A 26894-nucleotide genomic window follows, 5' to 3' on the forward strand; every position below is an offset into this window, starting at 1 on the left:
AAGCCCGCAGTTTCCTGGCAAAATGGATTGACTCAACCGACGTGGACCGTATAATTCCACGCGTTTCACTCCGCGAAGCACTCGCTTCTCAGGGCGCCCTTAGCTCAGCTGGATAGAGCAACGGCCTTCTAAGCCGTAGGTCACAGGTTCGAATCCTGTAGGGCGTGCCATTAAGAAACAAGCACTTACGCCAGTTTTAAACCAGCCTGATTTCCTCCTTGTGTCGTATTTGTGTCGCTAGCGCCAAAAATGGCGTCAATTTTCCGTGCGTGTTCGGTCAGGTGGTTCGGCGCCAGGTGAGCATAACGACGTACCATCTCGATGCTCTCCCATCCTCCCATTTCCTGTAAAACAGAAAGCGGGACGCCGGACTGAATTAGCCAGCTCGCCCAAGTGTGCCGGAGGTCGTGAAAACGGAAATCCTCGATCCCCGCTTTTTTCAACCCGGCGCGCCAGGCGTTATTGTCATCCACACGCATTTTTCTAACCGCGGGCGTCAGTGTCCCATCAGGGCGATGCTTTGCCGTCGTGTGAACAAACACCCACCGGGAGTGCTTCCCTATCTGATCCCTTAATACCCTGCATGCGGTATCATTCAGAGCTACGCCAATCGCCTTGCCCGCTTTTGCGTTCTCCGGATTTACCCATGCAACCTTTCTCTGCATATCGACCTGCTGCCACTCAAGACCGATGATGTTTGAGCGGCGCAGGCCGGTTGCCAGTGCAAATATCACCACTGGCTTAATGCTCTCCGGCATGCACTCGATCAACCGCTCAGCTTCTTCTCTGGTCAGCCACCGTATCCTCTTACTGATCGGCTTGCGGGTTTTGATAACTGGAGCTGTTTTTATCCAGCCCCAGTCATTCGCCGCGGCCCTGAGAAGGGAACGAATGAAGGAAAGGTGTTGCGCCTTCGTCGCCTGCGAAACCTGCCGTGGTTTGTACTCCGGAACCGGCTTTCCCTTCCTCATCGCGGCATCACGCTTACTCTCCCACACCTGAAGGTGCTTACGGTTGTTCATCCCATTAACGGCTTCATGAACTTCCTCCGCCGTTATCTTCGAGATATCACGTCCGGAAAAATGCTGCAGCCAAAACTCAATTTTGGTTTTGTCATCATCCAGCGATCGCTTATGGTCTTTTTCGCGCAGCCACCGGATGCAGCACTCTTCGAAGGTTCTGACGGGCAGGTCGCCGATCTGGTCAACCCGCCACGCTTCCGCCTTCAGCTTGTCGTGGAGCTCCTGAGCCTGCTTTTTGTCCCCCGTGCCAAGAGATCGCCTAACTCTTTTTCCTGACGGCGTAAAGAAATGACAGTGCCACACGCCGCCCCTGAGGGTGATTGACATAAAACTTCTCCTTTATGTTCACCCGCGTTCGCGATGACAGGATCGCGCGGGGTTTTCAAATATGCAATACACGCAGCCTCGGTCGTTCTGTACTTGTTGCCGACCTTGCGGCCGGCGAGCTCCCCAGACTCAATCAGGCGGTAGATCACCCGCGCAGACACGATGAGCAAATCGGCGGCCTGCTGTGCTGTTATCGGTTTGTCAGATGCCATATCACCTCCGATGCTTACCGCGTAATTCCTCGTCTTCCTGACAATCAGCACAGCGCTGGCATCCTGCCACCAGTTCCCGGCGCCGCTCGGGTATCTCTTCCCCGCAGTCGCGGCAATGAGTAGCTGAAACTGCGTTATGGTTGATGCGCATGTTCTGGATGGTCATTTCCAGCCGGCGCTCTGCCAGCTCGTTGGCTTGATCAATGATTTCTGGCATGTCAGCGCTCCTTTATATATCCGTTCAAAATACCTATCTCCACATAGAGATGGCTTGGCGTTAACCCAAGCTGCTTTATCAGCGGCATGCATCCGTTGAGGATCGGTCGTGATATCTCGTCGCAACTTAAAGCGGGAGATGACCGCCGTTGTGCCTTAACCTCATCGTTAGCCCTGCGCGCGATGCTTCTGAGCGCATTTTTCTTTTCTTCTGGCGTCATGCTGCCTCCCGTTTCTTATTGAGGTGGGGTGCATTCGAAAGGAAAACGGCCCTTGCAAAGCCCAGGGGAGTAGCGCTGCGAATGTTGGCGCGCTCGTCGCTGGGTGGGCATTCGTGAATACGGTTGTCCGGGTACCAGTCAGTCACCAATCCGGCAAAGGACGTTCCGGATATGGCCTCGATCGCCTTTTTCTTCGGCATCATGCGGCCGCAGGCCAGCTTCACGGCGTCGATAGCCGCTTCAACCATCGGGTGCATATTCTCTGCCGGCGCCTTGAAGCCGTTACCCGTCCAGAGGCATGTCTGCTTCGTGTAGTTGTCATCCGCGCACAGCCCAGTGAACTGGTACGGATGGAACGTGTAATCGGCAGAGCCGAAGATGCTACTGAACACGCTCACCGGGTTTTCGAATGCCCACGGGCAGCCAGCCGCCAAGCCAACCATCCGGCATTGCTCAGCGACCAGCGCGGCCTTGCCCTGGAAATGCGGGTCTTTGGCGCGCTTGGACTCGAACCAGCGGGACCCGGAAACAGCCACGTCCGTGCATGGTGGGAAGCCGATGACGATGACGATGTTCTCAGAGCGGATGATCTGAGATAGCCGCGGCATCGCCTCAAGGATGGTTGCCGATATGCGCTCAACAGGACCGTCGATCGAGGTCTCAGGGTGCTGCGGGTCCACCAGAACGGCACGATAACCTGCTTCGACCCATGGCTCAGCCATGACGCCAGTGATATCGCACAGACAGATAATGGTTCCTTTGCTCATGCCGCCTCCAGATTCCCGATCCGCTTTAACTCAGTCAGCGATACGGTCGTGATGATGTGTCGCGGGGTGATGTACGGGCGCCAGATAAACAGGAGCGAGCCTTTGGGGTTGCTCTTGCGCTTTCCTGTAACGGATGCCGGAACAAACTGAACACGGCCGCCGGTTATGAGTCTGAGTTCATCAGCTGATTGCATGGCTGAAATAAACCAGCCGGTAGAAATGTCAGCCGGTAACAACATCACTACAGCCTGAGACTGCGCCCGGGATTGCTCGGCTGCCTTTTCCACCCACGGCCCAATATCGGAATAGGGCGGGTTACACCAGATCGCCCCGTATGACGTCCATTCGCTGTTCAGCGAGTCATCCAGCTCAGTGATATAGTGAGCGCATAGCGCATTACTCTCAGAGGCTGCAGCATCCAGCCAGAAGCCAAACTCGCGGTCGAGCGCGTTGAAAATTTCAATCGGCGTTTGCCAGTAGTCACGTTCATTTTTTGGAGTTTTCGATCCGCCATAATCAGTCATTGCGCACCTCTTTTCTTGTCCAGCTCTTCAGCCAGCCTCTGAGCCTTTAACGGGTTTCTTACCACTTCACCCGATGGCATTAGCCAGCCACGATGAAGGACGGAGTACATGCACTTCACTTTTCCTACGGTTATGGCGTCGCGGTAATGTTTCATTCGATCTCCAGTATCATTCGCTTGGTCTCTGCCACAAGGGAGAGGAACTCATTCCTTCTCGCGCGAAGGCGGGCTATCTCTGATTGGCACTCAGCGGCCGTCAGACGGTAAACAATGAGTTGCTTTCCGTCAGGGAAATCAGAGCAGTAGCTGATGAAGTCAACCCAATCCCGGCCAGAGCAATCAAGGTGGCCGATTAGTTGCCATCTGTATGCCGGATCGAAGGCGCCGCGGGTGAGGGTGGCGTAGTGAGTGGCGGCAATTACCGACTTAATCTCAACCAACCCGTCCCGGCCAACGAGTCCGTCTGGACTATCCCCATACGTTTCGTGATCAAAGAAACCGCCGTTATCCACGTCGACGAAGTTCATCTCTTCGTACAGCATGCGAGCGATTGGCTCCTGTTCGTGGCCGCGCTCCATATGGTCGTTTGTGAATCCAAACTCAGACTTGCACCCTTTAATCTGCTCAAGAGCTAACTGAAGCGCATAACGCTTGGCTGGCTCACCAAACGCCTTGCCATCGTTAGCCATAATCAAGCCGAAGTTTGAAGCGGTAGCCTTCCCCAGGCGAAGAGCATCCCACTCTTCCCCGTTTTGCTCGACGTCATGCCAGATCATGCTGAGCACTCCTGTTCCAGTTGGCGGCGATGCTCTGGAGAAATGTCCATTCTCGCCAGCACTGCATCCAGGTTGCCATCGCGCTTGAAGGCGGCCTTAGCGTTATTCCATGCCTGCGTTTTTTCCGGCGAAAGCACAGGTTTTGAAACGCGCGCTGGGCTTAAGCGGAGACCTTCAACCGATTCCTTTCCGAACCTGACATTTTTATCGACGTAAACAGTGACTTTCACGCCGACCCAATCCTCAAGGAATGGCGATCCGGTAATGCTTTTCAGCATCTTGCTGTTGGTGGCATTCAGGATCATTGGCTTAAGCTTTTCGCCAGGGCGCAACTCGCGCTCCTCAAAATAAGCGGTGTTAAAAACGTCTTTAGTTTTTTGGTTTTGTCGCTTTCTAACGTTGCCCGGGCGATCGTAAGCACCGTGGGCTCAACGATGTCGGCGCTGCTCAGATAGGGAGAGTCAAAAGCTTTTCGGTAGTGAGTTTTAGATTCAGACATTTCATGCATCCTTAAAACGGGCAGCCGGTGCGGTGATCCCAGTCGTATTCCGCCTGGGCGTAAGCTATTGCTGTGCGCAAATCGTTGTATACCTCGACAGCCTTATCGCTACGGAGGCCTTCATATGGAAACGCTTTGGATGATGCAGACTGGCGCAGCGCCACGTAAGGGTCTTCTGGTAGGCTGTCAAAGACCTCTTTTGCCCGATCTTCAATCCACTTTTCCTTCTCTTCGTCCAGCGTTTGCTCAGCCCACTTACGCTCTTCGATCACGTCGTATGCGCGGTATGCGTTCATAGCTCGCTCCTGAAATTTGGTTGTAAGAATCCCGGCGCGATGAAAGCCGCCTGATAGCTCAGTTAAATTCTTCGTTTCGATTACCGGCTGAGACCTTGTCCCAACCCGTTCAGATAAACTTCAACCAGCAAGTCGGTTGTGTAAGTCCGCTCAATCCCGCGATGCAGGTACAGGCGGCCGCGTTTATTTGCTGATGCTGTCCAGGTGATTTCCCGATGCTTAACGAGCATCCCTGGCAGAACGGCGCCGCGGTTAACGGTCTGTGTCCCGTAATGATGACTAACCATTGAACACCCCCGTAAAGTGCAGGATTTTGATAATCAACGCTGTCCAGATAACGCCGCAGATCAGCAGGCAGTAAATCAGTGAACGAATGCCTTGTTTGCTCATTTTCCACCCCAGCATGCGAAGCTAAAAAAAAGGACAGCAACCAAAAACGGAACGACCTTTAACCAAAAATTACGCCATGCAGGCTTGTCTTCTTCGCGGATCATCTCTTCACCTTTGCCTTATCGCGGCTAACGGGACGTTTTGACTTCACCCCGGCGTTGCCGGTGTTGTTTGGATGAGATGATAATGTACTAATGGTTCATCAATGTAAAGTACCAAAAGTACATTTTTAATTTGGAAATAGTTCATTTCAATGTAAGTCAATGAACTTAAAGTATATTTATTTTACGTTTTGTTTTTGGTGATGGTTGTTTGGCTGTGGAGCTGGCACTGGACGTGCTGATGCTGAGGGAAGAGTAGGGCAATAAAAAACCCGGCTGACGGGCCGGGTTTTGCTTTTAACTTACTTTATGTCAAGCTGCCTTGCGGTGCATTTCTGCAAGCATGGTTTGCTTACGCTCTTCCATGCCAGCGACAATTTCGTTCAGTCGATCAGCCAGTTTAAGCATGTCAGCGATAATTTGTTGTTTATTCATGTGCATGCGCCTCCTATAGGACCTCATTGCAAAAAAAATCACTTAAAAATAGTAGCTCTTTTCAGAGTTCTAGAGCCAATGGCACACATGTCAGGGTTCTTATCTTTTATATCCCTGATTAGTATTTGAGCTGTAAGTAGCACTTGTTGCAAATCAAGAGCACCCAACTCTTTAGCCTTGTTGTCCAGTTTGAGAATTATCTCATGGAGTTCGTCTAATGACGGGTCAACCAACTCATGAAGCTTCTCAATACCAAGCTGTTCAAAGCTTGTGACAACAAAATCTATTAATGATTTCACCGCAATTTGTACTTGGTAAAGCTGCTTCTCTTCAATAGAAGCTTCAGCACCATCAACCTTAACGGCGTCTCTGAACTCATGGGACACTAACTATACTCCTTATATAGGATCCCTTAAAGAGGTTTTCAACAAGAATCGCTCAAAAAAGGAACATTCTGACCGGATCTTACAAAAATATGTTGACACGTAATTAAGCATATACGGCTTTAAACTCATCATACACTAAGCATCAACCTTTGAAAGATAGTGGTCATAAAAATTACTTAATCGCTTCGATAGGCTGATGGCTAACCATGCTTCCTGTACGTCTGCGGCATGCTGCCGATCACCTTGCCGAACACGAACACCCGATTCATTTCGTCTTTCTCGATCGGGTCCCAGGCTGCATAGCTCTTGTTATCTGAGATAACCAGCAGCTTGTCCTTCATCTTTTGCAGGCGCTTAACATGTGCAGTGTCGTCGTACAGGAAGGCGTATATCCCGTCGCCGTCAAAGCTCTTAACGCTGATGTCGACGAACAGCAGATCGCCCGGCTCAATCGTCCCAGACATGCTGTCGCCCCGGACGTTGATGATCCTGATGTTCTCAGCCTTACGCCCATCGAACATATGCCGGGCTTCCGCTGGCGCATACTCAACCGAGTGGAGGATCTCCACGAACTCCTGATTGATAACGCCTGGTCCAGCGCTAACCGTTATATCCAATAGGTCAATGCGAAAGACATCCTTAAGGGTTGTGGTTGTCTCTGTATCGATTCCGTCCTCATCGACATCACCGAGCAGATACGACGCTGACGTACCAATGTGAGACGCCAGTGCCTTCAGCGTTCCGCGTCTTGGAATCGACTCTCCATTGAACCATTTGCTTACGGCCTTAGGGGTCAACTTCATCCTCTTGGCGATCTCAGCCTGTCGACCATGTGGTATCAATCCAGCTTTATCGCAGGCCAGCGCTAGCCTCTGAGAGAATTCTTTTCGCGCTCTTTCTTCATGAACCATATGTTCAATCATAATATCACTTGCGTGAACTATCAGTTCCGACTTAATATGTACTTACAGTTCATTATCGAGGGTTAAACATGGCACCGAATAGTCTTGGCGAAATCATCAAAAAGATTCGGGTTCCTGTCGTAGCTGAAGCCTGTGGTTGCTCGCCGCGCGCAATTTACAAATGGATTGCTAACGGAAGCCTGCCGAGGACGGATTACACCGACGAAACCAACTACGCAGAAAAGATCGCTCTCGCTTCTGGCGGCCAGTTTACCGCTGCTCAGATCCGGGAAGTCAGCAAGCCTAAAGCCGCCTAACCGGCGGCCTTTCAATCAACACCAGAGGAAGTATCACAAATGGAGAGTTCAACGACACGCAACAAAGTGGAGGCTCGCAGGATAGAAAGCTGGTTACACAGCCAGATAGCTGAACTGGGAACCACGAATATCGCCAAAGTGGCCGGAGTGAATAAGTCGACGGTGAGTCGCTGGCGGGAAAGCCTGCTGCCGAACATGTCGCTACTGCTGGCCATCCTGATTTCTAACAGGCCGGGAGAGAAAGGTGATTTTGAAGCATGAGTGGGAACAGAAAGGCGAAAGCCGCAGTGCGCTAACACTAACGGCTTTCTACGCGAATTAACTGGATCAATTCACAGGAGTAATTATGCCTAAGAGCAACAGATTTTACCAGGCACAAACACACAAAAATGTTACCCGCGACCGCTTCATTCGCTCGGTTAACCCGGTGGTTGGCATGAAAATGCGCGCCATCCTGGAAGAGCTGAAACGGAAGGAGGAAGGCCGTGAGTAACGTTCTCCGCATATCCGATTTTAGAGGGTCTCAGAAGCCCATGGAGAAACCTCAGCCATCAGGGCAGGGGTTGGTATTCCTGCACCGTAAAGTAAGAGAACTGCCGTTCTACAAGACCGACAGTGAAGCCGTCCATCTGTGGATCCATCTCATCATGGAGGTGAATTCAGCTGACGGGATGGTAACCACAGAGCTTGGTGAGTATCCGGTTTCCCGCGGTCAGGTGATCACCGGGCGACATACCCTGTCGAAAGACACGGGAATAGCACCTGACAGGGTTAAGTACCTGCTGAACAAGTTCGCGAAAATGGGCATGATCACCACCCTGGCAAACAAGAAATTTACACTCTTAACCGTCACCAAATATGACGATTATCAGCAATTTTTTGTGCCAACAGAATGCCAACAAAGTGCCAACGCAAACCCAGTAACCACGCTGCGTACCGGCGAGGTTGTGCCAACAGAATGCCAACAAAGTGCCACAAACAATATATTAAATAATATCTCTTCTACTGACGTAGAAGAGAGTGCATCAGCGTCACCAAAATCCGAACCTAAAAAACAGTCCCTCAGCTGTGAGCAGGTTGTCGATGTTTATCACCAGGTGCTACCGGAAGCGCAGGGGATCAGGGTCCTCACTGATAAGCGCCGCAACCTGATCCGCTCGTTCTGGCAGAAAGCCAACAAAATTACCCGTCAGCTTGATGGCCACAGCTTTACCCTGGCCGACTGGGAGTCTTACCTGAGCTACATCGCCAGTAACTGCCGCTGGATGCTTGAGAATCGCCCTGATCAGCGCACCGGGAAAACCTGGCGCCGCAAGTCGCTGGAATACTTCCTGAACGTCGATGTCTACGCCAAAACGCGCGAGGGGGCCTGTGATGACCTCTGATTTCATGACCCCTCCGCACAGCATTGAAGCAGAGCAGAGCGTGCTGGGCGGGCTCCTGCTTGACGATGACAACAGTGAGCGTACTCAGAAGGTGCTTTCGATTCTCAAGCCAGAATCGTTCTACGCGCGCCCTCATCAGGTCATTTTTGCTGAAATGCGCCAGATGTACCGCGACCATAAGCCTGTCGATCTGCTGACCCTGTTTGATGCTCTGGAAAGCAAGGGGCTGACAGAGACCGTTGGTGGCTTTGCATACCTGGCTGAAATGTCGAAGAACACGCCAAGCGCGGCGAACATCGTGGCATATGCGATGCGTGTTCGTGAGACCGCTATGGAGCGCTACGGCATCGAGAAAACAACGAAGGCGATCGAGTTGCTTTATGCCCGCAACGGCATGACGGCAGAACAGAAGTTTGACGCAATTCAGGGATTATTCACTGAGATAACCGAGCACGTAAAAACAGGGCGACGGACTGGGCTTCGCACGTTCTATGACGCTGTTACTGACTGGTCAGCAGAATTCGACGAAAGGCTCAAGCCGGATGGCCGTTCCCGCGGGTTGTCGACCGGGATCCGCTCTCTGGATGAACTTCTCGGTGTGAAGCGCATTGTGCGTGGCAGCCTGTTTGTTATAGGCGCACGCCCGAAGATGGGTAAAACCACGCTCTACACCCAGATGGGGATCAACTGCGCGACGGTCGAGAACGAGCCGGCCCTTATGTTCTCCCTCGAAATGCCGGAAGGGCAGATGGTGGAGAAAATCACTGCGCAGAAGGGGAGGATCTCTCCAAACCTGTTTTACCCGGACATGACTAAGGATGACTACGGCTATCGCGGGGACTGGAACAGCGATCTGCAAAAGGCCACCGGTGTAATGGGCGCCCTTATTGAAACCAACAATCTCCTGATTGATGACACACCGGGTATTTCACTGGCGCATGTCATGGCTGAGTCACGTCGCATCAAGCGCGAACGCGGCAAGGTCGGAATGATCCTTGTTGACTACCTGACGCTGATGACTGCCGATAAGGCAGAGCGAAATGACCTTGCTTACGGGCTGATCACCAAAGGCCTGAAGATTCTTGCTAAGGAGCTGGATTGCGTCGTCGTTCTCCTGACTCAGCTCAACCGGGATCTGGAGAAGCGAACCAACAAGCGACCGCTGCCGAGCGACTCCCGCGACACAGGCCAGATAGAGCAGGACTGCGATTACTGGCTGGCCATATACCGGGAGGGCGCCTACGACGAGAACGCAAACCAGAGCGACACAGAGCTCCTCCTGCGCCTTAACCGGCATGGTGAGACTGGTGTTGTCTATTGCGAGCAACGTCACGGAGCGATTTATGACTGCGATCAGGAAGCTGCCAGTCAGCGCCGGCGCGAGAAAGAGCAAAAACCAACCAAGCGGGGTGGATTTTGATGACAGGAAAAGACGCAATTTTGAACTACCTGAAAACGCATAAAACCTGCAGTTCTCCAGATGTCGCCGCAGCGTCCGGAATGACGCATACCTGCATCAACCAGGCTGCAAATATCCTGGCAAAGCAGGGGGTGCTGGTAGCGGAAGCTCGCGTGTGGCGTACGGTTTACTACCGGTTGGCCACCGAAGAAGAGATTGCAGGCAGGAAGAGCACCAATCAGATTTTCAACGAGTGTCGGCAAAGCCCGGCGATGAAGCGGGTACTGGCTGTTTACGGGAGAACATCAGCATGACTATCACACTACAGGCAGTAAACAAGCTCATCGCCTCCATGGAGAGCGCAGGCGAGCTGTCGATCAGAGAGCAGAAGTTCCTGAAGCTGGCTAAAGAGTTTCGCATTTGCAGCGCTTCACTGGATGCCGCCATAAAAACCGGGAATATGCTGGCAGACCAAAATGCTCAACTGGCTGCGGAGAATGTGGCGCTGAAGGACATCAACGCATGGTGCAAAACGGATGCATTCAAAAACATGTACCGGGAGTTTAAAACAGCAGAGGCGCTTGGATGCTCTGATGCGGATTGCATGCATGATGCAATGCTTGTCGCAATTATGCATGCGCCTGCCACCCCCGCCACCGATCGCATCGTAGCCGGGATTAAGGCTGACGGGGTGGAGGAGTTTGCGGCAAAACTTCGAATTCCTGGTGATGACCAGTTTTTTGACGCTTTAGCAAAAGGGATTGCACTTGCTGCTGACGACTTCGCCAAGCAACTGCGCGAGGGGGCCGACAAATGAGCAGGAATGACTTCAGGCGACCGATAGCTGAGCACATCTCAAACATTCGCTCAGAGCTGGCAAAAATACCAGCAGAAAAGCGTCTTCACGTCATAGCTGAGGCGTTGTACGACATGAACCCGACAGGAGACGATGAGGTTCTTAGAGCTTCCTGTGGCTGCTATGAGTGGGATATCAGCATGGACTACCGCAGCGCCGACATCCGTTATGCAGATAAAAACAAACAGGAGGTGCAGCATGACTGATATCACCGAACTGGCGCAGAGCCTGAAAGCGGCGGCAGAGAAAGCGAGTAACGGCGACTGGGTTAAAGAATCTGGCGACGGCTGGGAAGCGTGTTGTAGCGCAAATGACCAGGCCAACGGCGGATTCATCATCGCGCACTTCGTAGGTCCAGATGCAGCGGAGAACCGCGAGTTCGTCCAGGCCGCTAACCCTGCCAACGTTCTCGCGCTGGTAGAGGCGCTGGAGTATTACAAGTCACGTGAAGAGCGCGTGACAAGTCTGGTGCGCGACAACTCAAAAAGTTGGGATGAGCTGTATCGACAGGTTGAGGCCAAAGGAAAACGAAACGTTGAGCTGGTAGAGGCACTGGAATCAGAGAAACGTATTTGCGCAACGTGGAGAAAAACAGCTGAGGCTAACAGCGAAAAGCTGGAGAAGGCGCAGCAGCAAATGACTGAAAGCGAAAATCGCGTTCGCAAGCAGAATCGCCACATCTGTGAGCTGTTCGACGATAACACAGCACTGCGCCAGCGCATCGCCGGGCTGGAGGCCCGCACCGTGAAGCTGCCAGACTTACGGCAGATTGTATCTGGGGACAGATATGTCTGGTCTGATGGTGTTTATAACTACAGCCAGGACGTAAAGGTAGCGCTGGCCGCCGCTGGCATCAAGGTGGAGGCTGAGTGATGGCACTGACACATGATGAACTTTGCCAGATAGCCTATCAATTCCTCAAGCGGAACGGCTTCAAAGTCTGCTTTCACGATCGCTTTGTCGCTGTCACCAGTACCGGTGAGCAGCCAGACGCGATGGGGTTCAGGAATTTCGCATCCTGCCTGATAGAGGCGAAGTGTTCCCGTGCCGACCTACTGGCAGACAGGAAGAAACGCTTCCGGATACGCCCGGAGCTTGGCATGGGTGACTGGCGATTCTTTATCAGCGAGCCGGGGATTATCTCTGTCGAAGACCTTCCGCCAGGCTGGGGGTTACTGCATGTAGTCAATGGAAAGGTTCGAAAGGTTCACGGATGGCCACAGGGAAACTGTTGCTGGGGAAACGCAGAGGATAAGCCATTCACCGGCAATAAGCAGGTCGAATGCGATTACATGCTGTCAGCACTGCGTCGGATGGAGTTGAGAGGCCATCTAAATGAGATTTATGACGGCGTGATAGTTAACCGGGCAGCAGAAGGAGCCAACCAATGACCAATAACCAGTTAGCAGAAAACAGCGTCATCCAGCTTTTGAACAGCGTCAAACTGGCGCGCGATAACGCAGAACGCGCCGACAATCGAGTTGACCACTCGTTTTATTACGCGCTGACGATTGCTCTGGAAGAGCTGCAGGAACGCCGCAAGGCCGCAATGGACAGCGAGCAGGATTGTAATGAGCGACAGCTTTTCTGTTCAACCGATACAGCCAGGATGAGAAAGGTAATCTCTGCCTCTGCTGGGACCGAGGATGCGCCGCTCTATCGCCACGCGCAGCCAGCGTCGGAACGTGACCAGGTACGCAGTGCGCATGCCGAGTGGTCACAGGCTACCTTTGGCAATGTCGGACCGGTTGGCCCGCTGAAGCACCTCAGCAAAGAAGCACTGGAAGCCGCTGCCGAGCCTGGCGACCTGTCGGAGTGGGCTGATATGCAGTTTCTGCTGTGGGATGCGCAGCGTCGTGCAGGCATCACTGATGAGCAGATTACGCAGGCAATGATTGAAAAACTGGCAGTCAATAAACAGCGTAAATGGCCGGAGCCGAAAGACGGAGAGCCGCGCCTGCACATCAAAGAGCAGCCAGCGCCGGTAGTGCTGGTAATTCCTGATGAGATGACATCAGGGCAGGCATATGAAATAGGATATTACTATGGAGACCCTGTAGACGTGTTTGCGCGTGGAGCTAACTGGATGCGTCAGCATATCATTGACTCCACATTAGCAGCCGCCCCGCAGTCTCCCGGCAGTGACCCTGCCACCGTACCGGGTAAATGGATTTCGGTAAGCGAGCGGATGCCGGAAAATGATGGGGCATATCTTTGCTGGGATAATCGTTACGTAACTACCTACGCATTCATATTTGGTGCTTGGCAGGCAAACCAATTCATTGCCAAGAATATAACCCACTGGATGCCGCTGCCGGCTGGGCCGCAGGAGGTGAGGTGATGCCGAGGGCTAGTACGGTAGGCGAAATCGTCAGGTCTGACATGGTGCAGTCTGGGGCGCTCAGAAAGCGATACTGGCAATCATCATCTCTTCCGTTTCGTGAAAAGCGTAAGCACAGGCCACAACCTTGCCATTTCAGAAGAGATAGGGTGCTTCAAAAAATCATGCGCAGGGAGATGGAAGCCATGGTTAATCGCCTTAGTAAAATCGATGCTTCAAAGATTCTTGAGGAAGTTGGCGATGCCTAAATCCCCCGCAGAACGCAAAGCCTCCAGTTGAAATCAAACCCCTCTCCTGAGGGGTTTTATCGTATATGCTCATTTTGCTTTTATCCCCGGGAAGGGCGATAATTACTTAGTCAGTCTGGACAACTGACAACTTTACCCCGGCGCCAAGTGGGGACACATGGCGCACAAAACCTTACAGCAATCCCTGTCACCGATGGCGAAAGCCTCCGGCGATTTTCTGCATTCAGCGTTTAGCCTCTGCGGAGGTGAAGCGTGAACATCCCTCAATGCGGCATCAAGCTGCACAACGGCAACTTCAGCGCTATAGGCAAGATTCTTCAGGAGCAGCTCTCTGACGGGAAATGTCTTCGCCTGCAGGTCAAAGAGTGGCGTGAAAAACGCAGCCTGAGCCAGAACGCACTCAGTCACATGTGGTACGCGGAAATCAGCGAATACCTGATTAACTCAGGACGTACCGACGCAACTCCCGAGTGGGTTAAGCGGAACCTAAAAAAGACCTATCTCGGCTGCGAAGAGGTGACATACACCGACTTCATCACCGGTGAGAAAACCACAACCTGGGAACCCCGGCATACCTCCGATCTTGATACCGGCGAAATGCACATCTTCCTGACCAAAGTAGAGGCCTGGTGCGCTCAGTTTGGTCTGGCTCTCACCATTCCACACGGTTGCGAATATCAGCAACTGCAGCAAAAGCAGGAGGCCTGATGAGCAGCCTTCTCGCCAAAGTAATGGAGCGCGGTATTTTCCGCGTGCCGGCGCGCCGCAAACGCAAGGTCGAAGTTAAGCCTTCCGACATCCCGACCCTGAAAGACTACACAGCCCGCCTGGTCGATAAGAAGTGGCTCCGCCTGAGAGCAAGGAGGCCACATGCGTAAACCAGCACGCCGTAAATGCGCCCACTGCCGCGAATGGTTCCATCCTGCCCGGGAAGGGCAGGTGGTATGCAGTTTTGAATGCGCCAGCGCGATCGGCAAAAAACAGACAGCAAAAGCCCGGGAGGCGGCGAAGGCCAGGGCGGTGAAGCGCCAGCGCGAATCCGAGAAGGAAGGTCGCCAGCGTCGCCGCGCTAAGCGTGAGTCATTCAAGACAAAGGCTCAATGGGATAAAGAGGCTCAGTCAGCCTTTAACCGGTATATTCGCATTCGTGATGAAGGTAAGCCCTGCGTGAGCTGCGGAAACCCGCTTATTGGTAAGAGCAACTACCTGACCGGCAGCGCAATTGACGCCAGTCATTACCGTTCCCGTGGTGCGGCGTCGCACCTGAAATTTAACGTGTTCAATGTCCACTCCGCCTGTACCCGCTGCAACCGGCAGTTGAGCGGAAATGCCGTTGAATACCGCATTCACCTGATTGAACGCATTGGCCTGGATCGCGTAGAGCGCCTTGAGGCTGATAACGAGCCGCGCCGGTTCGATATTCCCTACCTGCAGCGCATCAAATCCATCTTCACCCGCAAAGCCCGCGCGCTGGAGAAGCGCCGCGCCCGTCAACAGGAGGCAGCATGAGCACCCACAACACCCTCGCATTACTCAACTGGTACCGATCAAAGCATGTTGCCGCGGTAAAGACACCTGCAGGCATTGTCTTTATGGGGATGCGTAACGTTACCGCCGATCAGCGAAGAACGCTTCCGGCAATCCCGCAAGCTGACCTCGAAGCAGCGTTGAGGATTCAGCAATGACCCGCGACCAGATAGCCCGATACCAGGCCGAAAGCGTCATGCGCGCCAAGATGCCGCCAGTAGCAAAGCACAGCCAGAACCAGACCAAAACCAAACAGCCATTAGGAGAAGCAGCATGAACCTCGAAAGCGCAGTTAAATTTCACTCTCCTAAATCGCCACAGCTTTCAGACGCACCAAGGGCGACCGCGTCAGATTCTTTAACTGGCACTGATGTTATGGCGGCATTCGGCATGGTGCAAAGTCGCGCCCCACTTGGATTCAGTGCTTTTAGCGGGAAGATGAATCTGAGCGAAGTCGATAAAAAGAAAGCTGTTCAGTTGCTAATGCAATACGGGGTAAAGCACTGCGATAAGGTGGCAGCCTTTCGCAAGCTTGAGACAAATGTTAAGGGCAAGATCCTGCAAACCCTCGCAACTTTTGCATATCAGGATTATTGCCGATCAGCGGCTAGCCAGCTTACCTGCTCATGCTGTAAGGGCCGCGGCGTAATCAGGAGGGAGGAACTGGTGGTTAAGCACCCCGGATGTGGAGAGAAAACGCCTGCAAAAACAGCTAAAGAGCAGGTGGAAGAAACGTGCAAGAAATGTAGTGGCCGAGGCGTCATATCAACATCCTGCGTGAAGTGCAGAGGGAGAGGTGTGGCAATGGATCGCAAGAAGTCAGAGGAGCAGGGCGTGCCAGTTATGAGTGCTTGTCGTCAATGTTCAGGGAGGGGGTATGAGCGCCTTCCGGCAGCGTCCTGCTATCGTGCCATCTGCCAGTTTACTGATGCTATTTCACCTGGCGTATGGGACAAGGCCGTTAAGCCATTCTATGAGAATTTAATTGCAGAGATTGAAAAGGCGGAATCTTCAGCAAATGCGATCTTATCGAAAGTTACTAGCAAAGTTTGATTCCGATAACGATTGCAGCTTGCAAAATGACGAAAGTTAGAATATCATCGCCCTAACACTATAAATCCGTGAATTGTTACGGTAAAGAATTCAAGCCCGAGGTTAACGCCTTGGGCTTTTTTATGCCTGCGATCCGGTCAGGGCTCTTGGGTTGAGACGTGCTGCACGACACGTCGACACCCGCCGCGCAAGAGCCCTGGACCAGATTGTTCGCATAGCTTAACAAGGTTAAAGCACCCGACTCATAATCGGATGATTTCAGGTTCGATCCCTGATGCGAGCACCAATTCAGCGCCATTAGCTCAACCGGAGAGAGCGATAGCCTTCTAAGCTATCGGTTTCAGGTTCGAGTCCTGAATGGTGCACCAGATAATGGCCTGACCTGATGACGGGCTCATAACCCAACTTATCAGGGGCGCTGCTGCAACAGCGTCGCAGGCCGCCAGATATGGAGTACGGGCATTAACGCCTAAAATAAGTCCTACCCCAGTGTCAGTTAGATCGACTGGCCGTTGCTCCACGAAACGGAGCCCATAACAGGTAAGAGCATTTCGACGCACTGATAGGGCTGGATTGGAAGATTATTCAGAGGCCCGGCAGATAGAGGTGCTCTTTCCGTTGTGGTGAATGCGCAGGCTGATGCGATAACTTATCAGCTAGATGGTGAGGTAATGGCTCACCATGGCTACGACGGGTAGTCCATTTGCAAGCCGGAGATCAGCGCCGGCCACCACAACCCAATCCCTCTACCTTGGGACCATTACGGCTACCGCGCCGTCGCTTTTACCCTTGGTATTTCTTCCCGCCTTGAGCGGGCTTTTTATTGAGTATGCCTAGACCCTCGGGAATCATCCCTGACGTGCTTTGTTGATAAATCAGCCCGCAGGGGCTGGGCCTTTTACTGACTACAGATAGCACCCCGAACATTATCGGAGGTGGAGACTATGAAAATGCCTGACAAAATCTTTTCGGCGGCCTCGTACTGCACGTCAGGCGGCCTTATATGCACAGGGCTGGCAAGGACCTATGACTGGTTTCATGGCCTTGACTGGAATTTTATTGCCCTTGCCAGTGGCGTGATAATCGGTGTAGCGACTTACCTGACCAATCTCTACTTTAAGCGCCGCTGGACGAAGATGTATCAGCAGTCCCTCGATCGTGGTTATGGTGGCCCGCCACCGCAGGATGAATAGCGATGGCTAACCTGAAAACGAAACTCAGTGCGGCCATGCTGGCGCTTATCGCTGCTGGCGCATCAGCTCCCGTTCTCATGGATCAGTTTCTGAATGAGAAAGAGGGCAATAGTCTCACGTCATACCGCGATGGTGCAGGTATCTGGACGATATGCCGTGGAGCCACCAGGGTAGATGGAAGGCCAGTAACGCAGGGAATGAAGTTAACCCAGGTTAAATGCGACGAGGTAAATGCCGTCGAGCGCAATAAGGCGCTGGCATGGGTTGATCAGAATGTGCGGGTTCATCTAACACCTCCTCAGAAGGTCGGGATTGCCAGTTTCTGCCCCTATAACATCGGGCCCGGCAAATGCTTTCCTTCCACCTTCTACCGCAAGCTGAATGCCGGTGACCGGAAAGGCGCCTGCGCTGAAATTCGCCGGTGGATTTTTGATGGCGGAAAAGATTGCCGCGTGCGTTCCAACAATTGTTACGGCCAGGTCTCTCGCCGTGATCAGGAAAGCGCGCTGGCATGTTGGGGGATAGATGAATGAGCCGATTAGCAGCCATTATCAGCGCCATTATGATCTGCCTGGTTGTTTGCCTTGGTTGGCTGGCAATGCATTACCACAACGCTGCTGCTGAGCAGAAAACCCGTGCCGATGGCGCCGAGCAGCAGGTAAACGCAGCGCAGGCGATCACATCCAACGTTCTGACCACCATGACCATCTTCAACACCATCGTTGAGGCTAACAAAAATGCAAAAGAGCAGATCGCACTGGACGCATCGGGAGCCTCGGCTGATATCCGGGTTGCTGTTGCGAATGATGATTGCACTAATCGCCCTGTGCCTGCTGGCGCAGTTAAGCGGCTGCAACAATTCGCGAACGGTCTACGTCAAGGTGCCGGTGGTCCCGTTACCGGCCAGCCTGACGGCTGACACTCCGCAACCGGAAATCCCTGACAACCTGACGTGGGGCCAGAGCCTGGATTTAAACGTCAGTCTCCTATCAGCGCTTGGGCAGTGCAACCGGGATAAGGCTGACATCAGGCAGGCAGAATCAAAACGTCAGTAGGGCATTATAGAGCCACTTCAAGAGGTGGCTCGATAATGTCACAACGAGGTAAGCCATATGCGCACCACTGGAATCCTAATGGCGGAAATTACGCTTCGCCCATACATGAAGCCGCTGCTCATCCTTTCGGTGCTTTTGCGCTGGGGCTGGCTCACTAAGAAGTGTATCCGGATTGCCCCTGTAATTGGCAAACAGGCGTAATTATAAAGTTCTGCAAATGGTGTCTGAAAAGCGCCATTGACAGAGTTTTATATAAGTTTGTTGATGCCTTGATGTCGAAATTACCGAGCAAGTATGTTTGGTTTCCAGAGGATTGTTCTGCATGACTGAAAATGACAATCGCAGACCATACCCTCCCGTCAACTTCACTGGCGAAAACTGGCTGCCGTATACCCGGCTGATCCCTGCTGCAGAAATCGGCGAGTGGGTAAATCAGAACATCCTCTCTGAAGACGGCCGAATCCATAACCCTGACCATGCGCACCTGGTCGATGCTGATGTCGCGTTTATGTGGGCCTCTGGCTCATTCGCCAAAAGCGGGCGCATTGTGCTGGGTCAGTGTGAGCAGGTAATGATGCGTGCCGGCGGCTGGCAGAAGTCCCGCATGGAGCAGCAGATGCATGAATGGTTCGGTCGTATACCTAAGTTCATCATCACCCTGGCTGCTGACTACTGCGAGCAATGCAACGATCTGGAGTTCTGCGCACTGGTAGAGCATGAGCTTTACCACATCGCCCAAGCTACCGATGACTATGGCGCGCCGAAGTTCAACAAAGAGACCGGTATGCCGGTGCTCAAACTTCGCGGCCATGACGTCGAGGAGTTCGTAGGAGTGGTCCGGCGTTACGGTGCCAGCAAAGACGTGCAGGAAATGGTGGATGCGGCTAACAGGCCGGCGGAGGTTGCTCATATCGATGTAGCCAGGGCGTGCGGGACGTGCATGCTGAAACTGGCGTGATTTTATACTGCTTTATACGGACGGTGGGTTATGGCTGCACTAAAACCAGAAGTGAGAGCCTTTATCGTTCAAGAGCTCGCTTGCTTTGATACGCCGTCCCAAATCGTCGAGTCCGTACAAAAAGAATTCAAGGTTCAGGTGACGCGCCAGCAGGTGGCATCGCATGACCCGACAAAGGCGGCAGGGAAAGGTTTGGCTCAAAAATGGGTCGACCTTTTCAACCGCACCCGAGACCGCTTCCTCAACGAAATCTCCGACATCCCGATCGCCAACAAAGCCTACCGCCTGCGCGTCCTGCAGCGAATGTCGACGACTGCCGAGGGTATGAAAAACCTCGGCATGACAGCTCAGTTACTGGAGCAGGCTGCAAAAGAGGTTGGCGATGCCTACAGCAACAAGCAAAAGGTCGAGCTGACCGGTAAAGATGGCGGCCCACTTAATCAGGTGACATACACCGCTGAAGACTATGCGAAGGCCCAGCAGAAGCTGGAGGGAAGGTTAGAAGGGCTGGACTGATATGAGCGGAATTATCGAATGGGATGACCTGTCATTCCCGGAGCGCGTGATCATCCGTTCAAAGTCCACGAAGTCATTCCTGAACTTCACCCGGATATGGTTCGAGCTGATTCAGGGTGATCGGCTGCTGGTTAACTGGCATCACCGCCTGATGGCTTCGAAAATTGATGATCTGCTTGCCGGGCGCCTTGTCCCGCGAAACCTGATTATCAACATCCCGCCCGGCGGTACAAAAACAGAGTTCTTCTCCATCCACTTCCCGGCGTATGTCAACGCCCTGGTGCAGGAGAAGCGGCTTAAACGCTTTCGCAACCTGAATATCTCTTTTGCTGACACGCTGGTAAAGCGTAACAGCCGGCGCACCCGCGACATTATCGCCAGCCGTGAATATCAGGAGTTCTGGCCCTGCTCGTTTGGTGTCAACCAGGCAGAAGAGTGGGAGATAAAGGACGAGAGAGGGCGCTCTATAGGGCAGACGGTATCGCGCTCAAGCAACGGGCAGATCACCGGTGGTCGTGGTGGCTACTACGGACCAGAGTTTTCCGGCATGGTGATGCTGGACGACTACAACAAGCCGGTTGACATGCTCAGCGAGTCCCGACGCAAAAGCGCGAATACGCTACTGGTAAACACCATTCGCTCACGCCGCGGCGATAAGTCGAAAGAGCACCCGACTCCGTTTGTGAGCATTCAGCAGCGCCTGCACACCGACGATGCAACAGGCTTCATGCTTGCCGGCGGAATGGGCGTACCGTTTCACCATGTCGCCATACCGGCCATGATCGACGAGAAGTACATCCAGTCGCTCGATGAGCCATGGCGTTCGCTTTGCTGGGAAACGGTCAAAGATACCGATTCTGTGGTCGTTGGTGGCGTTCGCTACTGGTCATACTGGCCGCAGATGGAAGACGTTAACGACCTCCTGCAGCTGTGGGAAAAGGACCGCTACACCTTCCTGTCGCAATACCAGCAAAACCCGATGGCGCTGACTGGCGGGATTATCGACACCAGCTGGTTCAGAACGTACACCACCCTGCCGAAGCTAACGCACCGCGCCGTGTACGTCGATACGAACAGCGGGAAGGTAGAGGACTGGCTGGATTACACCGTGTTTACGCTGGCTGGCATGGGCGTGGACGGGAATCTGTACATCATCGACGTCGTTCGCGGCCGGTGGGACCCGGAAGACCTTCTGAAGAAAGCGGAAGAGGTTTGGGAAAAGTGGCGCCTGTCTGGCTCCATGCGGGTTATGCCGCTGCGTCATATGGCCATTGAAGAGAAGCAAGCCGGACAGGGCCTCATCACCACGCTGAAAAAACGTAGCCAGACCCCAGGGCAACTCGCCATCCCGGTGAGGGAAATCCCACGCGGCACCGGGCAGAACAAGCTCGTTCGCTGCCTTAACGTCATCCCCCAAATCAAAACCGGGAAAGTGTTTGTCCCCGCCACGCACACCGACGACGGACAGAAGCTTTCCTGCATCTTCTACGAGGACGGCACGATCGCAGGCTCAACGGAGTGGGTTCTGACGGCGATGACGGAATGCGCTGCTTTCTCCGCTGATGACAGTCACGACAACGACGACATCCTCGATACCTGGATGGACGCAATCGACGACAACCTGATTTCCGGCCCGCAGCCGATGGTTATCGACCCGAATCAACTCAGGAGAATTTAAGTGTGGTGGTTTAAAAAGAAAGAAGTCGCCGCGCCTGAGCCGGCAAAAGAACCAGAAGCGCCGAAGGTCGGGATCAGGCCGGAGGCAGTTGCCGAAGTCCGCGCATTACCGAAAAGAGAGTTTCAGCGCTACGAGCCGCCGAAAGGGGTGATCCCCGAGGCTATCAAAAGCGCCATTCTGGCAATGGACTCCACGCCTTACGATGATCTCAATGCTGCATATGGCGGTTACGGCTACGGCGACTTTGATAGCTTTCCCGGCTACCCGTACCTGGCCACGCTGGCGCAGAAGCCTGAATATCGCAAGATGGTCGGCACCATCGCGGAGGAAATGACCCGCAAATGGATAAAGCTCAAAACTGTCGGCGATGAAGACAAGGCGGATCGGGTAAAACAGCTCGAAGAGGCCATGAAGCGGTTTAAGGTGCGCGAGCGCTTTAAAGAAGCCGCAGAGCATGACGGCTACTTCGGCGGCGGCCAGATTTACATCGACGTTCGTTCTCCACGGGGCATCTCCGCATGGATGGACGACAACGAGTTGCAATCGAAGCTCTTCATGAGCGACAAGAAGATCACGAAAGGCAGCCTGCAGGGGTTCAGGGTCATCGAGCCTATCTGGACCTATCCGGGGATTTATAACTCAGACAACCCGCTGAGCCCGGATTTCTACAAGCCGACGCAGTGGTTTGTCATGGGTCGGACCGTACATGCAAGCCGGATGATTGATTTCGTCTCGCGGCAGGTCCCTGATCTGCTGAAAGCATCGTATAACTTCCGCGGCCTGTCTCTTTCACAGATTTCCGAGCCTTACGTCAATAACTGGCTTCGCACCCGCGACAGCGTCAGCGACATGATCCACTCGTTCTCAGTTCCGGTAATCGGAACAAATATGAGCACGATTCTGCAGGGTGGGGCGGCAGATGGCCTTCTGGCAAGGCTTGATGTCTTCAACCGATGCCGTGATAACCGTGGCGCATTCGCAAAAGACAACAACCCTACCCAGCCAGAAACAGTTGAGTTCGTTAACGCCCCGCTTAACGGTCTTGATGCCCTGCAGGCACAGTCGCAGGAGCACATGTCTGCGGTTTCGAGCATCCCGCTCGTCAAGCTGCTGGGCATCACTCCAAATGGCCTTAACGCAACGTCTGACGGCGAAATCCGCGTTTTCTACGACTACATTCACGCTCTGCAGCAGTCTGTTTTTAAAGACAACCTGAAGCGTGTGATGGACATCATTCAGCTCTCTGAGTTCGGGGACATTGACGACGGCATAACCTTCGACTTTGAGCCGCTGTACGAAATGAGCGCTAAAGAGCGGGCGGAAATTCGCAAAGTAGACGCTGACACGGACGCTGTCTATGTGGCCGCCAGCGTGCTCTCTGGCAACGAAGTCCGCGAAAAAATCGCCGGTGACCCGGACTCGCCCTATCACTCTCTGGACCTGAATGATGACCTCGAAATCGAAGACGACTACGACGAAGAGGAAGAAACAGACCCTGACGATAAGGGCGGTTCATCCTAACGCTGGCGTCGAAGCATGGTACCGCCGACAGCTTGATAAGCAGGTGCAGGAAATGCAGGCATCTGTTGTCTACTGGCTGTCTGCAAACTATCGCGCCAGCGGCGCGGCTGTCGCCATGGATGCATCACCTGCAGTGATGATGCGTAATGCCATGCAGAAACTGGCTAAGCGCTGGACGCGGCGGTTTGATGACATGGCGCAAAAGCTGGCCGACAGGTTCGCTAACGACGCCATGAAAAACGCGGATGCGTCACTGGCCACAGCCTTCAAAGATGCGGGGTTTACTGTCGAGTTCAAGATGACCTCGCAGATGAATAACGCTCTTCAGGCGACCATCGCCGAGAATGTCGGCCTTATCCGATCCATCCCCGAGAAGTATTTCACCGAGGTGGAAGGGCTGGTTATGCGGTCGGTAGCGCGTGGGCGCGACCTGTCCTATCTCACCGATGAACTCCAGAAGCGATACGGGATTACCCGGCGGCGTGCGGCGTTCATTGCCCGAGATCAGAACAACAAGGCTACCTCAGTCGTTCAGTCTGCGCGACAGCAGGCGCTCGGAATTACCCAGGGAATATGGAAGCACTCCCATGCTGGCAAAGAGCCGCGACCATCCCACGTTAAAGCTGATGGAAAGGTGTTTGAGCTAAGCAAGGGAATGTATCTGGATGGTAAATGGGTGATGCCTGGAGAGGAAATCAATTGCCGTTGCACCTGGTCACCAGTAATACCAGGCCTATCGTAAATAATCAAAATCAATCAAGGTCGCTAAGGCGGCCTTTTTTTATTGCCATAAGCGGGGAAGTCTATGGACGAACTCGAATCCTACTCGCTAGCCGAGGATGAGGATAAGTGGATAACCATAAATGGTTCCCACGTCAAAATTGATGAAAATGGAGATGTTGTTGCTGGCGCTGAAGGGAAGATTAATAGTAATAAAAATGAAAAGAAATCAGCCGGGGAAAAACTATCAGCCAATGAAAAGTCAGCCATTTCCAGTTACTCAGGTGACAATTTCTTAAAAATAAACTCAGATCTTCGTAAAGGTAAAGATGAAGACCCTGATGTGGCACGCATTGACTCCGCCATTGGCAAGGGAAGTTTAGAAGGTGGAACGCTTTACCGAGGAATGAGCAGGGAGGACGCAAAAAAAACTGTTCCCAGGCGGAGATATTAAAAAAGGAATGGTTGTTTCAGACCCTGCTTTTCTTTCCACATCTAAAGAAAAAAAGATCGCCGGTATGTTCAGCATCGGCGGTGTAATGCTCCAAATAGAAACAAATAAAGGTGACAAGGGGCTAGATGTTACTGGTCTTTCCAGCAACAAGCATGAAGATGAAACATTACTTCCACGCAATGCAAAAATGGAAGTGATTGGAGTGCATCCCCCAAAATCACCGGGGCAGCCGGTGACAATAAAGGTCAGATACATAAGCGAGGAAAAGAGACCCGCAATGGACGGGATTACGGAAAGCCTGGCATTTGACCGCGCCTCTGTGCGCACTATCGACGCAAATGGCCGCCTTCAGATTTCACGAACGAATATCAGCAAGGCAAACGTCAACGCCTACTACGGACGAGAGATACCAGGAAGCGAAGAGCTTGGGCTCGAACCAAACAAGCTTTACCGGCTTTGGCGCCACCCGGACGAGCTCCGGAAAGCAGCCAAAACCTTCAATAACATCCCCGTGCTCAGCAAGCACATCCCCGATTTTCCCAATGACCCGCCAAATGAATTTCGTGTTGGCGTGACGCACTCCAATGCGGAGTTTGACGGCACGTATCTCACGGTTGGTATGTCGATCTGGGATAACAGCGCGATTGCTGGAATTGAGAGCGGAGAGCAGCGAGAGCTATCTGCATCGTACAAGTACGTCGCAGACATGACCCCGGGTGTTACCCCTGACGGCGAGCCTTATGACGGCGTTATGCGTGACATTTTCGGAAACCACGAAGCGCTGGTCCCTGACGGCCGCGCAGGGCCAGATGTACTGGTCGCAGATTCATTACCACCGGAGCTTAATCACATGCGTAAACATAAGGTAGCGGCGATCCGCGCCACCCTTAAGCCACTTCTGGCGCAGGATGCAGATCTGGAGGCAGAAGTCCGCAAAGCTCTTCTGGCTCTTGATGAAGCCGAAAAGGAAGACGAAAAAGAAAATAACCTAAATTCCACGTGTGTTTTTTATTAGCTTCAAAAATCACTATTTCACGAAGAATTTAGACTGCTTCTCACACATTGTAACATTATTTACAACCACCTTTCAATCATTTTTGATAAATCATTGATTTCATCTTTGCTGCAATGATACTTAATAAACTCTGCAAGTTATCCACAGAGCAACACTCAATTTTATTGATGATATTCTTATTATACCAGACATTTTTCATACACTCCCTTGTACGGATAGTTTTCCGACAACTTCATGATTACATATCTTGCGGTTTTGATTATTTTTGCTGCAAGAAATACATACTTCAAACGAAAGGTCTTTATTTGCTGTCTGTATTCTGAAGAGTCCAAGGAATCAAACTTGAACAACAAAAATAGGTTATATGAAAGCATCATCATTTGAAACACGGCTTCATTCGCCCAAAATGACTTTAGCAAGAGATGACCCACCGCCATGTCGTATTTGGCTTCTTTGATATAGTTTTCAGCATTACCACGCTTTTCATAGTATATAACTACTTTTTCAGAAAGCAAGGTAGTATTTGTTACAAAGAAAAAGTAGTCGTATTCGGAACCTTCTAAAAGTGATAATTGTGCTCTTTCTTTTTCTGGTTTCAGTACGCGAGATACGACAAATCTTCTGTCTTTTTCCCATTTAACTAATTTTGTATACAGTTCTGTAGTTTCTCTACCTTCTTCTCCTTTAACGAATACAATTGATGAATTCGTTGCTTGTGAGGTGAGTGTAGAATAACTTTTGGCTTTAATTAAATATTTGCATCCAAGAGATTCTATCGTTTCGATAATTTTTTCATCAAAGTAGCCACTATCCATTCGAAATAAAATTTCTAAATCGTCTGATTTGATGTTAGCAACAATTTCTTTGATCATTTCCGCAGCACCGTTTGCAGTGTAAGTATTGCCACTTCTTACAAATCCGGTAACATATGCTTTTAATTCGTCGCAAAATGCAAATTGGATATTGTAGCATCGGTTTCCCAGTTTCTTAGGATTATATCCTTTTGACGCACCTTCTTGATGACCTTCTACGTTAATTACACTACTATCAATATCAATCGTAATGGATGTCAATTTACTTTTAGTGAGCAGTTTTTTAAAGACTTTAAAATTAATGTCTCTAAACATTTGGGTTGTCTTGAAGTTGAAGTTTCCTAGAAACCGTGACACTGTTTCAGGTTCTTTTACGGAAATATCAAACTCGTTGACGAGGGGATCATTTTGAAGTAGCTTTAGACGTTCTAACTTATCAATGCCAATGAAGTGACCGCAGAGCATGGTCTTTATATGATTCATCTTGATTTTATTTGTTGAGTCATTATCAAATACGAGGTCATTTTCAATAAAATCAAAAATCCCATTGCTTTTTGCATTCTCAAGGAGCAGAAAAAGACCTGCATTTGATGTTAGATTCTTAGCTTTGAAATCAATTTTATTAATCATAATTAGAACCCCTTTTTACTACTTTTCTTACTATTATTTTACCATATATCGAGTCATAAAAGCTGATAATTTAACATATTTTTGAGCACTTTTCTTTCACCCAATGGGTGAAAGCTGAATTTCGAAGGAATGCATATTTATCA

37 protein-coding genes and 3 tRNA genes are annotated in these 26894 nt (G+C 51.9%); 27 read left to right on the top strand and 13 right to left on the bottom strand.

Annotated elements, in window-relative coordinates; all coding sequences use genetic code 11:
• The first annotated feature begins 93 nt into the window (after positions 1 to 93).
• Positions 94 to 170 (top strand) — tRNA-Arg (locus KPHS_t00260).
• A 15-nt stretch (positions 171 to 185) separates the two neighbouring features.
• Here the strand turns inward: KPHS_t00260 and KPHS_12340 are convergent.
• The 11 genes from KPHS_12340 to KPHS_12440 form a co-directional block, all read right to left on the bottom strand.
• The gene (locus tag KPHS_12340) at positions 186 to 1349 is read right to left on the bottom strand and encodes a site-specific recombinase, phage integrase family (RefSeq protein ID YP_005225534.1); all 1164 of its coding nucleotides are present in this window, start codon (positions 1347 to 1349) and stop codon (positions 186 to 188) included.
• Between the two features lie 213 nt (positions 1350 to 1562).
• Positions 1563 to 1778 carry a phage/conjugal plasmid C-4 type zinc finger protein, TraR family gene (locus tag KPHS_12350; RefSeq protein YP_005225535.1) on the bottom strand — a complete coding sequence of 72 codons (216 nt, stop codon included), beginning with the start codon at positions 1776 to 1778 and terminating at the stop codon, positions 1563 to 1565.
• Positions 1779 to 1994: 216 nt separating this feature from the next.
• Entirely contained in the window at positions 1995 to 2765 is a 771-nt protein-coding gene (locus tag KPHS_12360; protein YP_005225536.1) for a hypothetical protein, read from the bottom strand.
• Complete coding sequence (locus KPHS_12370; RefSeq protein YP_005225537.1) at positions 2762 to 3289, bottom strand: phage N-6-adenine-methyltransferase; 528 nt, start codon at positions 3287 to 3289, stop codon at positions 2762 to 2764. Before KPHS_12370 ends, KPHS_12360 begins: the two co-directional genes overlap by 4 nt.
• Before the next feature lie 151 nt (positions 3290 to 3440).
• The gene (locus KPHS_12380; RefSeq protein YP_005225538.1) at positions 3441 to 4064 is read right to left on the bottom strand and encodes a putative phage-like protein; all 624 of its coding nucleotides are present in this window, start codon (positions 4062 to 4064) and stop codon (positions 3441 to 3443) included.
• Entirely contained in the window at positions 4061 to 4396 is a 336-nt protein-coding gene (locus tag KPHS_12390) for a hypothetical protein (RefSeq protein ID YP_005225539.1), read from the bottom strand. The genes KPHS_12380 and KPHS_12390 overlap by 4 nt, the downstream gene beginning before the upstream one ends.
• Complete coding sequence (locus tag KPHS_12400; protein ID YP_005225540.1) at positions 4366 to 4563, bottom strand: hypothetical protein; 198 nt, start codon at positions 4561 to 4563, stop codon at positions 4366 to 4368. Before KPHS_12400 ends, KPHS_12390 begins: the two co-directional genes overlap by 31 nt.
• An 11-nt stretch (positions 4564 to 4574) precedes the next feature.
• On the bottom strand, positions 4575 to 4859 hold the full coding sequence (locus KPHS_12410) for a host nuclease inhibitor GamL (RefSeq protein YP_005225541.1): 285 nt from the start codon (positions 4857 to 4859) through the stop codon (positions 4575 to 4577).
• 279 nt (positions 4860 to 5138) lie between these two features.
• Entirely contained in the window at positions 5139 to 5264 is a 126-nt protein-coding gene (locus tag KPHS_12420; protein YP_005225542.1) for a hypothetical protein, read from the bottom strand.
• Between the two features lie 398 nt (positions 5265 to 5662).
• The gene (locus KPHS_12430) at positions 5663 to 5785 is read right to left on the bottom strand and encodes a hypothetical protein (RefSeq protein YP_005225543.1); all 123 of its coding nucleotides are present in this window, start codon (positions 5783 to 5785) and stop codon (positions 5663 to 5665) included.
• Positions 5786 to 6371: 586 nt separating this feature from the next.
• Positions 6372 to 6740: a regulatory protein CI bacteriophage origin gene (locus KPHS_12440; protein YP_005225544.1), complete on the bottom strand. Its 369-nt coding sequence runs from the start codon at positions 6738 to 6740 to the stop codon at positions 6372 to 6374.
• A gap of 422 nt (positions 6741 to 7162) precedes the next feature.
• On the opposite strand from KPHS_12440, the gene KPHS_12450 reads away from it, so the two are divergent.
• The 26 genes from KPHS_12450 (at position 7163) to KPHS_12680 (ending at position 25309) form a co-directional block, all read left to right on the top strand.
• Complete coding sequence (locus KPHS_12450; protein YP_005225545.1) at positions 7163 to 7390, top strand: Cro/Cl family transcriptional regulator; 228 nt, start codon at positions 7163 to 7165, stop codon at positions 7388 to 7390.
• 39 nt (positions 7391 to 7429) lie between these two features.
• The gene (locus KPHS_12460) at positions 7430 to 7651 is read left to right on the top strand and encodes a bacteriophage CII family protein (protein ID YP_005225546.1); all 222 of its coding nucleotides are present in this window, start codon (positions 7430 to 7432) and stop codon (positions 7649 to 7651) included.
• Between the two features lie 85 nt (positions 7652 to 7736).
• Complete coding sequence (locus tag KPHS_12470) at positions 7737 to 7883, top strand: hypothetical protein (RefSeq protein YP_005225547.1); 147 nt, start codon at positions 7737 to 7739, stop codon at positions 7881 to 7883.
• 40 nt (positions 7884 to 7923) lie between these two features.
• Positions 7924 to 8775, top strand: a complete 852-nt coding sequence (locus KPHS_12480) for a hypothetical protein (protein YP_005225548.1) — start codon at positions 7924 to 7926, stop codon at positions 8773 to 8775.
• 4 nt (positions 8776 to 8779) lie between these two features.
• Positions 8780 to 10195, top strand: coding sequence for a replicative DNA helicase (locus tag KPHS_12490; RefSeq protein YP_005225549.1), 1416 nt, complete (start codon positions 8780 to 8782; stop codon positions 10193 to 10195).
• Positions 10195 to 10488, top strand: coding sequence for a protein ren (locus KPHS_12500; RefSeq protein YP_005225550.1), 294 nt, complete (start codon positions 10195 to 10197; stop codon positions 10486 to 10488). Before KPHS_12490 ends, KPHS_12500 begins: the two co-directional genes overlap by 1 nt.
• Positions 10485 to 10991 carry a hypothetical protein gene (locus KPHS_12510; protein YP_005225551.1) on the top strand — a complete coding sequence of 169 codons (507 nt, stop codon included), beginning with the start codon at positions 10485 to 10487 and terminating at the stop codon, positions 10989 to 10991. The genes KPHS_12500 and KPHS_12510 overlap by 4 nt, the downstream gene beginning before the upstream one ends.
• A gap of 113 nt (positions 10992 to 11104) precedes the next feature.
• The gene (locus KPHS_12520; RefSeq protein YP_005225552.1) at positions 11105 to 11236 is read left to right on the top strand and encodes a hypothetical protein; all 132 of its coding nucleotides are present in this window, start codon (positions 11105 to 11107) and stop codon (positions 11234 to 11236) included.
• Positions 11229 to 11903 carry a RelE family toxin-antitoxin system gene (locus KPHS_12530; protein YP_005225553.1) on the top strand — a complete coding sequence of 225 codons (675 nt, stop codon included), beginning with the start codon at positions 11229 to 11231 and terminating at the stop codon, positions 11901 to 11903. The genes KPHS_12520 and KPHS_12530 overlap by 8 nt, the downstream gene beginning before the upstream one ends.
• A gap of 514 nt (positions 11904 to 12417) precedes the next feature.
• Positions 12418 to 13371 (top strand): Eaa1, encoded by a 954-nt coding sequence (locus tag KPHS_12540; protein YP_005225554.1) that lies wholly within the window; start codon positions 12418 to 12420, stop codon positions 13369 to 13371.
• A gap of 500 nt (positions 13372 to 13871) precedes the next feature.
• Positions 13872 to 14327 carry a hypothetical protein gene (locus KPHS_12550; protein YP_005225555.1) on the top strand — a complete coding sequence of 152 codons (456 nt, stop codon included), beginning with the start codon at positions 13872 to 13874 and terminating at the stop codon, positions 14325 to 14327.
• A gap of 162 nt (positions 14328 to 14489) precedes the next feature.
• Positions 14490 to 15128, top strand: a complete 639-nt coding sequence (locus tag KPHS_12560; RefSeq protein ID YP_005225556.1) for a putative ninG protein — start codon at positions 14490 to 14492, stop codon at positions 15126 to 15128.
• A gap of 172 nt (positions 15129 to 15300) precedes the next feature.
• On the top strand, positions 15301 to 15423 hold the full coding sequence (locus KPHS_12570) for a hypothetical protein (protein ID YP_005225557.1): 123 nt from the start codon (positions 15301 to 15303) through the stop codon (positions 15421 to 15423).
• A 984-nt stretch (positions 15424 to 16407) separates the two neighbouring features.
• Positions 16408 to 16485, top strand: a tRNA-Met gene (locus tag KPHS_t00270).
• Between the two features lie 5 nt (positions 16486 to 16490).
• Positions 16491 to 16567: transfer RNA gene (locus KPHS_t00280), tRNA-Arg, on the top strand.
• 576 nt (positions 16568 to 17143) lie between these two features.
• Complete coding sequence (locus tag KPHS_12580; RefSeq protein YP_005225558.1) at positions 17144 to 17392, top strand: class II holin family protein; 249 nt, start codon at positions 17144 to 17146, stop codon at positions 17390 to 17392.
• A 2-nt stretch (positions 17393 to 17394) separates the two neighbouring features.
• A complete protein-coding gene (locus KPHS_12590; RefSeq protein ID YP_005225559.1) occupies positions 17395 to 17925 on the top strand; it encodes a lysozyme in 531 nt (176 codons plus the stop codon).
• Positions 17922 to 18311, top strand: coding sequence for a DUF2570 domain-containing protein (locus tag KPHS_12600; RefSeq protein ID YP_005225560.1), 390 nt, complete (start codon positions 17922 to 17924; stop codon positions 18309 to 18311). The genes KPHS_12590 and KPHS_12600 overlap by 4 nt, the downstream gene beginning before the upstream one ends.
• A gap of 214 nt (positions 18312 to 18525) precedes the next feature.
• Positions 18526 to 18648 carry a hypothetical protein gene (locus KPHS_12610; protein ID YP_005225561.1) on the top strand — a complete coding sequence of 41 codons (123 nt, stop codon included), beginning with the start codon at positions 18526 to 18528 and terminating at the stop codon, positions 18646 to 18648.
• 121 nt (positions 18649 to 18769) lie between these two features.
• A complete protein-coding gene (locus KPHS_12620; protein YP_005225562.1) occupies positions 18770 to 19405 on the top strand; it encodes a hypothetical protein in 636 nt (211 codons plus the stop codon).
• A gap of 138 nt (positions 19406 to 19543) precedes the next feature.
• Positions 19544 to 19921 carry a DUF2280 domain-containing protein gene (locus KPHS_12630; RefSeq protein YP_005225563.1) on the top strand — a complete coding sequence of 126 codons (378 nt, stop codon included), beginning with the start codon at positions 19544 to 19546 and terminating at the stop codon, positions 19919 to 19921.
• Between the two features lies 1 nt (position 19922).
• Positions 19923 to 21599: a phage terminase large subunit gene (locus KPHS_12640; protein ID YP_005225564.1), complete on the top strand. Its 1677-nt coding sequence runs from the start codon at positions 19923 to 19925 to the stop codon at positions 21597 to 21599.
• Entirely contained in the window at positions 21600 to 23120 is a 1521-nt protein-coding gene (locus KPHS_12650; RefSeq protein ID YP_005225565.1) for a DUF1073 domain-containing protein, read from the top strand. It abuts the gene before it with no gap.
• 52 nt (positions 23121 to 23172) lie between these two features.
• On the top strand, positions 23173 to 23862 hold the full coding sequence (locus tag KPHS_12660; protein YP_005225566.1) for a putative phage head morphogenesis protein: 690 nt from the start codon (positions 23173 to 23175) through the stop codon (positions 23860 to 23862).
• 121 nt (positions 23863 to 23983) lie between these two features.
• Complete coding sequence (locus KPHS_12670; RefSeq protein ID YP_005225567.1) at positions 23984 to 24139, top strand: hypothetical protein; 156 nt, start codon at positions 23984 to 23986, stop codon at positions 24137 to 24139.
• Between the two features lie 162 nt (positions 24140 to 24301).
• Positions 24302 to 25309, top strand: a complete 1008-nt coding sequence (locus tag KPHS_12680) for a DUF2213 domain-containing protein (RefSeq protein YP_005225568.1) — start codon at positions 24302 to 24304, stop codon at positions 25307 to 25309.
• A 76-nt stretch (positions 25310 to 25385) separates the two neighbouring features.
• Here the strand turns inward: KPHS_12680 and KPHS_12690 are convergent, their stop codons facing one another.
• Positions 25386 to 25508, bottom strand: coding sequence for a hypothetical protein (locus tag KPHS_12690; protein ID YP_005225569.1), 123 nt, complete (start codon positions 25506 to 25508; stop codon positions 25386 to 25388).
• The gene (locus KPHS_12700) at positions 25489 to 26751 is read right to left on the bottom strand and encodes a transposase (protein YP_005225570.1); all 1263 of its coding nucleotides are present in this window, start codon (positions 26749 to 26751) and stop codon (positions 25489 to 25491) included. The genes KPHS_12690 and KPHS_12700 overlap by 20 nt, the downstream gene beginning before the upstream one ends.
• Positions 26752 to 26894: the final 143 nt, after the last annotated feature.

The sequence above is a fragment of the Klebsiella pneumoniae subsp. pneumoniae HS11286 genome, from assembly GCF_000240185.1.
GTDB lineage: Bacteria > Pseudomonadota > Gammaproteobacteria > Enterobacterales > Enterobacteriaceae > Klebsiella > Klebsiella pneumoniae.